Source organism: Streptomyces sp. NPDC050422, assembly GCF_044458665.1.
Lineage (GTDB): Bacteria > Actinomycetota > Actinomycetes > Streptomycetales > Streptomycetaceae > Streptomyces.
In genome coordinates, this window is record NZ_JBITIE010000051.1 from 1 (window position 1) to 6,749 (window position 6,749).

Annotated in this window: 6 protein-coding genes; 1 reads left to right on the top strand and 5 read right to left on the bottom strand. The window is 68.9% G+C overall.

What is annotated here, in order from left to right:
- Positions 1–121: 121 nt before the first annotated feature.
- The 5 genes from ACIBJG_RS38525 to ACIBJG_RS38545 all read right to left on the bottom strand — a co-directional run bounded on the left by ACIBJG_RS38525 (position 122) and on the right by ACIBJG_RS38545 (position 5,264).
- Positions 122–451 (bottom strand): MazG-like family protein, encoded by a 330-nt coding sequence (locus ACIBJG_RS38525; RefSeq protein WP_399314979.1) that lies wholly within the window; start codon positions 449–451, stop codon positions 122–124.
- Positions 452–478: 27 nt separating this feature from the next.
- Positions 479–1,801, bottom strand: a complete 1,323-nt coding sequence (locus ACIBJG_RS38530) for a UDP-glucose dehydrogenase family protein (RefSeq protein ID WP_399314981.1) — start codon at positions 1,799–1,801, stop codon at positions 479–481.
- A gap of 107 nt (positions 1,802–1,908) precedes the next feature.
- Positions 1,909–3,141, bottom strand: a complete 1,233-nt coding sequence (locus ACIBJG_RS38535; protein ID WP_399314983.1) for a hypothetical protein — start codon at positions 3,139–3,141, stop codon at positions 1,909–1,911.
- Positions 3,142–3,532: 391 nt separating this feature from the next.
- Positions 3,533–3,979: a hypothetical protein gene (locus ACIBJG_RS38540; RefSeq protein ID WP_399314985.1), complete on the bottom strand. Its 447-nt coding sequence runs from the start codon at positions 3,977–3,979 to the stop codon at positions 3,533–3,535.
- Positions 3,980–4,034: 55 nt separating this feature from the next.
- Positions 4,035–5,264, bottom strand: coding sequence for a helix-turn-helix domain-containing protein (locus ACIBJG_RS38545; RefSeq protein WP_399314986.1), 1,230 nt, complete (start codon positions 5,262–5,264; stop codon positions 4,035–4,037).
- Positions 5,265–5,561: 297 nt separating this feature from the next.
- Between ACIBJG_RS38545 and ACIBJG_RS38550 the strand changes: the two genes are divergently transcribed.
- Complete coding sequence (locus tag ACIBJG_RS38550) at positions 5,562–6,404, top strand: DUF1932 domain-containing protein (RefSeq protein WP_399314988.1); 843 nt, start codon at positions 5,562–5,564, stop codon at positions 6,402–6,404.
- The last annotated feature ends 345 nt before the right edge of the window (positions 6,405–6,749 follow it).

Here is a 6,749-nt window from a genome sequence, read left to right on the forward strand (position 1 = left end):
CGCTGAACGCCTTCCAGATCGCCTTCGAAGGCCGGCTCACCCCGGCCACCAACTGAACCCACAGGAAAAGGATCAGCCGTTTACTGGACACACCCGCGGTCGACCGTGGGCCCGGAGGTGGTTAGGTCGATGGGACGGCCTGGCGGCCCCTACGCGTCCGGCGGTGGAGAACTTCGTCGAAGGTGGCGCGGGCGCCAGTGGCATCGATGTAGTGCATCGCCAGGAGGGCCGCGATGACGGCACCGACCAGGTCATTCTGAACCTCGGACCAGTCGTGGTCGTCGCCGCAGGTGGTGAGGCCCTTCAGGCCGTGGAGGGCGTGCATGGCCTCGCCGGCCTCTTCGGCGACCTTGCCGACCTGGAGAGCCTTGAGCTCCTCGTCGGGGAGATGGGCGCCTGCCGCTCGGCAGACAGCGGAGAGCTTCTCGATGTTGTCCCACAGGGTGTCCATGGCGGACCTCCGGGTCGATGGGTTCGGCTATTCCTGTGCGGGTCGTCCGAGCTGGCGTACGGTCCATCCGGCCATGCGCCAGGCGTCGGCGTCGATGAGGTTGCGGAGGTCGACGAGGACCTGGTCCGCGACCAGTGGGGCGAGGGCCTTGGGGTCGGCCTCGCGGAAGTGGGGCCATTCGGTGGCCAGGACGATCAGCTCGGCTGCCGCGATGGAGCCTTCGAGGTTTTCGCAGTAATCGAGTTCGGGGTGCCGGCGCAGTGCCGTGGGCATGGCGTGTGGGTCGTGGACGGTGACGGTCGCGCCGCGCTGGTGCATGAGGGCGGCGATCGCCAGGGCCGGGGATTCGCGGACGTCGTCGGTTCCGGCCTTGAAGGAGGCGCCCCAGACGGTGATGCGTACGCCGTCGACGGATCGGCCGAGAGTCTGCTCGATGAGCTTCAGTGCGGCGGTGGGGCGCGATTCGTTGACCTCCTCGGCGGCTCGTAGAAGGGTTGCTGCTTCGGTGGCGCCGAGGGTGCGGGCGGAGGCGGTGAATGCGCGGACGTCCTTCGGGAGGCAGCCGCCGCCATAACCGGGGCCGGCGTTGAGGCCGCCGCGGCCGATACGGGGGTCCAGGCCGATGGCCTCGGTGAGCTGCTGGACGTCGGCTCCGGCGGCGGTGCACATGTCGGCTACGCCGTTGATGAAGGAGATCTTCATGCCGAGGTAGGCGTTGGCGGCGCCCTTGATGAGTTCGGCGGTGGCGGGGTCGGTGACGAAGAGTGGGATCCCGTTCGCCAGGAGGGGCGCGTACACCTGGCGTACAGCGTCCTCCGCGCGGACCGAGGGGACGCCAACGACGATCCGGTCGGGTCGCAGGGTGTCGTCGATGGCGTGGCCCTCGCGGAGGAACTCCGGGTTCCAGACGACCTCCACGTCCTCACCGGCCGGGGAGAGACGCGCGAGGAGAGCGCCGAGGTCGCGTGAGGTGCCGACGGTGACCGTGGACTTGCCGATGATCAGGGTCGGGCGGGACAGGTGCGGGGCGAGGGCGCGGGCGGCGCCGAAGACCTGGCCGGTGTCGTAGCTCCGTCCGTCCGCGTCGATGGGCGTGCCCACGGCGAGGAAGTGGACGTCGGCGAACTCGGCGGCTTCGGCGAGGCTGGTGGTGAACCGCAGTCGCCCGGATGCGGTGTGGGTGGCGAGGAGTTCCGGGAGGCCCTCCTCGTAGATGGGGCACTCGCCGGCGTTGAGACGGTCGATCTTCGCCTGGTCCAGGTCCACGCCGATGACCTCGTGGCCGATCTCGGCCATGGCAGCGGCGTGGGGGATACCCAGGTGACCGCAACCGATGACGGATACGCGCATGGGATCGACGCTCCTTTCCTTGCCTCTCGCCCGCCCGGGGAGTCCGGGCCGGCCGGGTGCGTCACGCTAGCGTCACCACCCGGCGCGGCCCTCTTCGCGCAGGTCAATCAACCAGCGTGCTGTTTCAGGAGATTGACGAGTGCGGGCAGCGCCTCAGCGGCGGTTGCCCGGCACACCAGATCGCCGTCCTGGGGCCCCTCCAACGGGTACGGCATGAACTGGCCGTCGTGCCAGAAGCCCTCCGGATCCAGGTAGACGATCTGCATGCCGCGAGCACGGGCGCGAGCCTGGACCTTGCGTCGGTCCGCGTGCAGGCCGACGACGAGGAGTGCCTTGACACCGTCGACCCACTCGACGTCGGGTACGGCCTGGTCGTAGCGGCGCATGAAGCACTCGTCGAGCCCGGCGCGCGCGGCGAGCACGTCGAAGTTGTTGGTGATGACCGGACCGACGAGGTGCCCGGCGTCCTTCAGTTCCTTCAGCGCCCGCATGGCCGGGGTCGGCTCGGCCAGGAAGCAGGCACGGAACATCTCCACGAATTCCGCAGTCTTCTCCTCCGGCTCCGTCAGCACCTCGTGGAGGAGTGTGTCCGCTGTCGGGGAGAGGGTGAAGCGGTGCTCCCGCGGCTCGTGGCCCTGGCGGTCGGTGACCCGGTAGATCTCGTGGAGCCGGTGCAGGGGCGGGATTCCCGCTTCGACCGACGTACCGCATCCGATCTCCACCTGGAACGGTCGCAGGTTCGCGAGGACGGACAGGTCCGGCACGCGGGTCGGCGTGCCGGGGCGGTCTTTGAACCGGATTCCGGTGGAGAGCACGTTCCACGGCAGTTGCCGGACAGCGGGCGGCGGCGCGTAGGACACAGAGGCGATCTGCACGTCCAGGCTCCGGTAGCCGGCTGGGAGGGCGCGGCCCGCAGCGGCGTCCTGGGGGTGGACGTCGTGCTCGGTGATCCGGCACTTCAGATCCCGCCGTGTCCATAGGAATCCACCGGGAGCCTCCTTCCAGCCACCGGTGGCGAGCGAATCCCACAGAGCATCGTGGTGTGCGTCGATCTCGTCGGCCGGGGCGGATGCGGAGTGATAGAGGTACAGGTCGGTCAAGCCGATGGCCGGCGCAGCCGTCGTGGGCACCAAGCCGTACCGGTAGCGGTAGTGGATGATCCGTCGCCGGGCATCGTCGGAGGCCGCCCAGCCGGACTGGCCGGCGGTGGCCTTCTCCTGGGTGCGGCGCCAGATACCTTCCTCGATGTACCGGGGGCGATCGGCGTTGCCGAAGTACTTGTTCCAGACCTGCTGTTGGTCGGGGATGAGCTGGTCGATGACGACGTACGGGATGTCCATGATCCCTCCCTGGAGAATCACGCGTGGATGTTCCAGATGGCTGACGGGGTGCAGGCAGTCCCGCTCCGGGCGGCCGAAGCCGCGCTGAGAGCGACGGTTCTTCAGCGCCGCTCGACGAGAGAACAGCGTGGGGGGACCCGGCGGCCGAGCGCAGGCAGACGGTCTTGGTTCCGGGAACGGCCTCAGTGGTCGGAGGGCAGGTTTGCGTCCGGTGCGGCGGCGGAGGGCCGGTGGCCAGCGCCTTCGAGGAGCGGGCCGGCGTGCTCACGCAGTGCCCAGGCCGGGCCGACCAGGCCGGCTACGGCCAGGAACGTGAGCGCGATTCGGCCTCCTTGGCCGGACCGTGCGGTTCTGGACGCGGCGTTTCGAGCATGGCGGCGCCGAGCCACGGTCACGAGGTGCCGCCGAGGGTGCGTTCGTGGGCGTCGAGGAGGCGGCTGGTCTGCGCGTACAACCGCTCCAGCTCGGCAGAGGTGAGGATGAGCGCGCCGTCGAGGGTCGAGCCGTCATCGAAGTGGAACTCGACGGGAACCGACCCTTGCCGGGCCCTCGGGTCGTAGACCGCGTCCCGGCCGGCCAGCAGCGTGGCGTGGGTGGCCTTCACCGGCACGGGCCTGAGCGTCGTCCCGTCGGCGGGCGCGGACCACTGGGTCCCGCCCCCGGGCGGGCGCAGGTGGTAGGTCGTGGCGGAGCCCTCACCGGGGAGAGCGACCACGACCCCCACACGGTCCTCGCGGGCGCTGTCGGTGGCGAGGTCGCCAAGCCGGGGAACGAAGGGAGCTGCGGCACCTAACCGGGATCCCTGCGAGGGAAGGTGGGGAGACCGTCGTCGCGTCATGCCCTGAAGTTAGGGACAGGGCAACCCTCGAATATGAGCCGGAGGAATACGACCCCTATCCGTCCAGGTGAAAGCGGTCGGACATGCGCCGCAGCTTCTCCCGAGTGGCTGCTCGTTCCGCGTAGACGATGCTGCGAAGCGTCGAACGGGCGATGGGGTGGTTCCGTACGAGCTGGGGCGCGATCCGCTCGGCTGTCTCCAGTTCGGCTAGGGCCTTTCCCCGGTTCCCGTCCCACAACCAGGCTCGCGCGACATCCATGTGGTGGTGTCCCTGACGGGAGTTGGGCAGCGAACCCACCAGTCCCGGGCTGGTACGGCGGTTTATCTCCAGCGCCTTGCCCTGCTTGCCCATCTCCAGAGCCACGCTGATCGCGTGGATCTGCACGTTCCCGGCGGAGAACGTCAACGAATGCCGGTCGTACACCGGTGCCCCGACGTACGCGTCCATGCGCTCGGCAGCAGCCTTCGCGTGTCCGATCCGGTCCTCGGCCTCCGAGGCGCGGCTGGCTCGGGCGGCAGAGACCGCAGCCCGTAGCTGCAGCGTGCCCCACGCCCGCACGGCCAGCGGCTCACCACGGTCGTACTCCTGCTCCACCGAGGTGATCGCCTTGTCCGAGAGCGTCAGAGCGTCGGCCCAGTCAGCCGTTGCCCACATGTCCCAGACCCTCATCCAGTCGGCGACGGCGGGCAGCACCGGATCTCCCGACAACCTGGCTGACCATGCGGCCCGTTCGCACGCCATGGCGACCAGTTCGGGGTGCCCGAGGGCGTGGGCGGCGGTGTGTGCGAACTTGCAGCACACGGCGTAGATGGCATACGCCTCCTCCCGCTCGTGCCCCTCCGACTCTTCCGCCAGGGCACGCGCCTCGCGGAACAGGTCCGGGAGAACCCGGAGAATCGCCACGTTGGAGGCGGTATCCCGCAGGCGGTGCAGCCGGGTTACCTCACGCCACAGCTGAGATGCGGGCCGCGGTGCCCCGTCGAAAACGGGGACGAGGTCGTAGCGGCGCAGCTCGCGCAGGATCGACGAGGCGGCAACCTGCCACTGGTTGTCGTCGGGGGAACTGCTGTACGGGCGCCCAATCAGGTCGTTCGGATGGACATGCAGCTCCGCGGCCACCTGGTTGAGCAGCCCGACCCTGTCCAGCTCGATCAGGCCGCGCTCCATCTTCGACACCCAGCCCTGCGACTTGCCCAGGGCCGTCGCAAGGTCGGCCTGCGGCATACCCAACCGCAGTCTCGCTCTGCGAGCGCGCCTGCCGATCGCCTCGGCTTCCTCCAGCATCAGGACACCTCCCGGCCGCCGGACGATCCGGCGCGATCGCCGGTCTGTCCGTACAGAGTTCGTCTCCAGCACGGTACCCATGACGCGGCTTGCGCGTGAGACGAGCTGCCGGGACAGGGGTGCCACAGGCGGGTTCCCTGTTTCGCCATGAAGGGCCAACACGAGGCAGGGGGAACTTCGCCTTATCGGCGACCGGCTCGTCCGAGCCAGGTGCTGAGTCCTCCGCTGTTGCTGCTCTACGGCAGCGGATCATGTTGATGAGGAACACACCACGTCGCATTTCGCCGGAGGCAGCCAGTGACCGTCGTGACCGTCTTGCACCCGGGATCCATGGGCGCGGCGGTCACCGCTGAGCTTGTCGCCGGCGGCCATGAGGTGCTGTGGGTGCCCAAGGAACGCAGTGAGAACACGTGGCGCCGAGCCAGCGCCGCCGCCGCCACGGCTTGTGACTCGCTCGCGGAAGCGCTGTCCCGAAGCGCGGTCGTTCTCTCGGTCTGCCCACCGCAGGCGGCGGAGGACGTGGCAGCGGCCGTGGCTGCGCACGCCTTCGCTGGGGCGTACGTCGATGTCAATGCCATCAGTCCCCAGCGCGTACAGCGCATCGCGGAGGAGATCCGCCCCGGCTCCGAGGTCGTCGACGGCGCCGTCTTCGGTCCGCCGCCAGGTGAAGGGCGTACGGCACGGCTCTATCTCGCAGGGGCCGGCTCCGCCGTCGACCTGGTGGAGTCGCTGTTCGCGGACTCTTCGTTGGATGTGTGCCGGGCAGGCAAGGCCATCGGTTCCGCTTCCGCCCTGAAGATGGCCTTCGCCAGTTACCAGAAGGCCGCTCGTACTCTCGCAGGGGTCTCCCACGCGCTCGCACACGCCCATGGAGTCGGCGACCAGCTCACAGCTGAAGCCGAGATCATGGTCTCTGCGATCCTCTCCGATCCGGAATACCTGCCGAGTGTGGCTGCCCGGGCCTGGCGCTGGGCGCCCGAGATGGAAGAGGTCGCCGATACTCTCCGGGCGGCCGACCTGCCTACGGATATGGCCGAGGCCACGGCTCGGGTCCTCTCGTTCTGGGAGCAGAACAAGGACCGGTATGACTTGCCGGTGGCACAGGCCCTCTCTCAGCTCCGGTCGGGAAGAACCACTTGACTCCCTCCAGCTGAGAGCGTCTTCCCTCGGGTGATCACCTCCGCCGAGGACGAGAGGTAGCGGTGGGTGTGGCCGGTGCCGCAGGCTGCGGGAGAGCTACGGGGCGTAGGACGGTGCTGCGTGCCTGTGTCGCCAGAGCTTGCCGGCTTGGAGCGGGCCTCTGCGAGAGCCGTTGTACGCGCCAGGCCAGGGTGCGTGCTGGGGAGCGGGCGTCGTCGAGGGTGCGTTCGCCTGCTGCCTGCTGCAAGGCCGCTAGTGTCGTGCGCCGGAAATCCTGGCAATATATTTCGATAACGAGTTGAGGATTTCGTCGGCGCTCTTGGTCCATGTGAACGGTTTGGGGTC

Coding starts and splice junctions, on each gene's coding strand:
- ACIBJG_RS38535 (WP_399314983.1), bottom strand. CDS start 3,141: ATGGACATCCCGTACGTCGTCATCGACCAGCTCATCCCCGACCAACAG.
- ACIBJG_RS38525 (WP_399314979.1), bottom strand. CDS start 451: ATGGACACCCTGTGGGACAACATCGAGAAGCTCTCCGCTGTCTGCCGA.
- ACIBJG_RS38545 (WP_399314986.1), bottom strand. CDS start 5,264: ATGCTGGAGGAAGCCGAGGCGATCGGCAGGCGCGCTCGCAGAGCGAGA.
- ACIBJG_RS38530 (WP_399314981.1), bottom strand. CDS start 1,801: ATGCGCGTATCCGTCATCGGTTGCGGTCACCTGGGTATCCCCCACGCC.
- ACIBJG_RS38540 (WP_399314985.1), bottom strand. CDS start 3,979: ATGACGCGACGACGGTCTCCCCACCTTCCCTCGCAGGGATCCCGGTTA.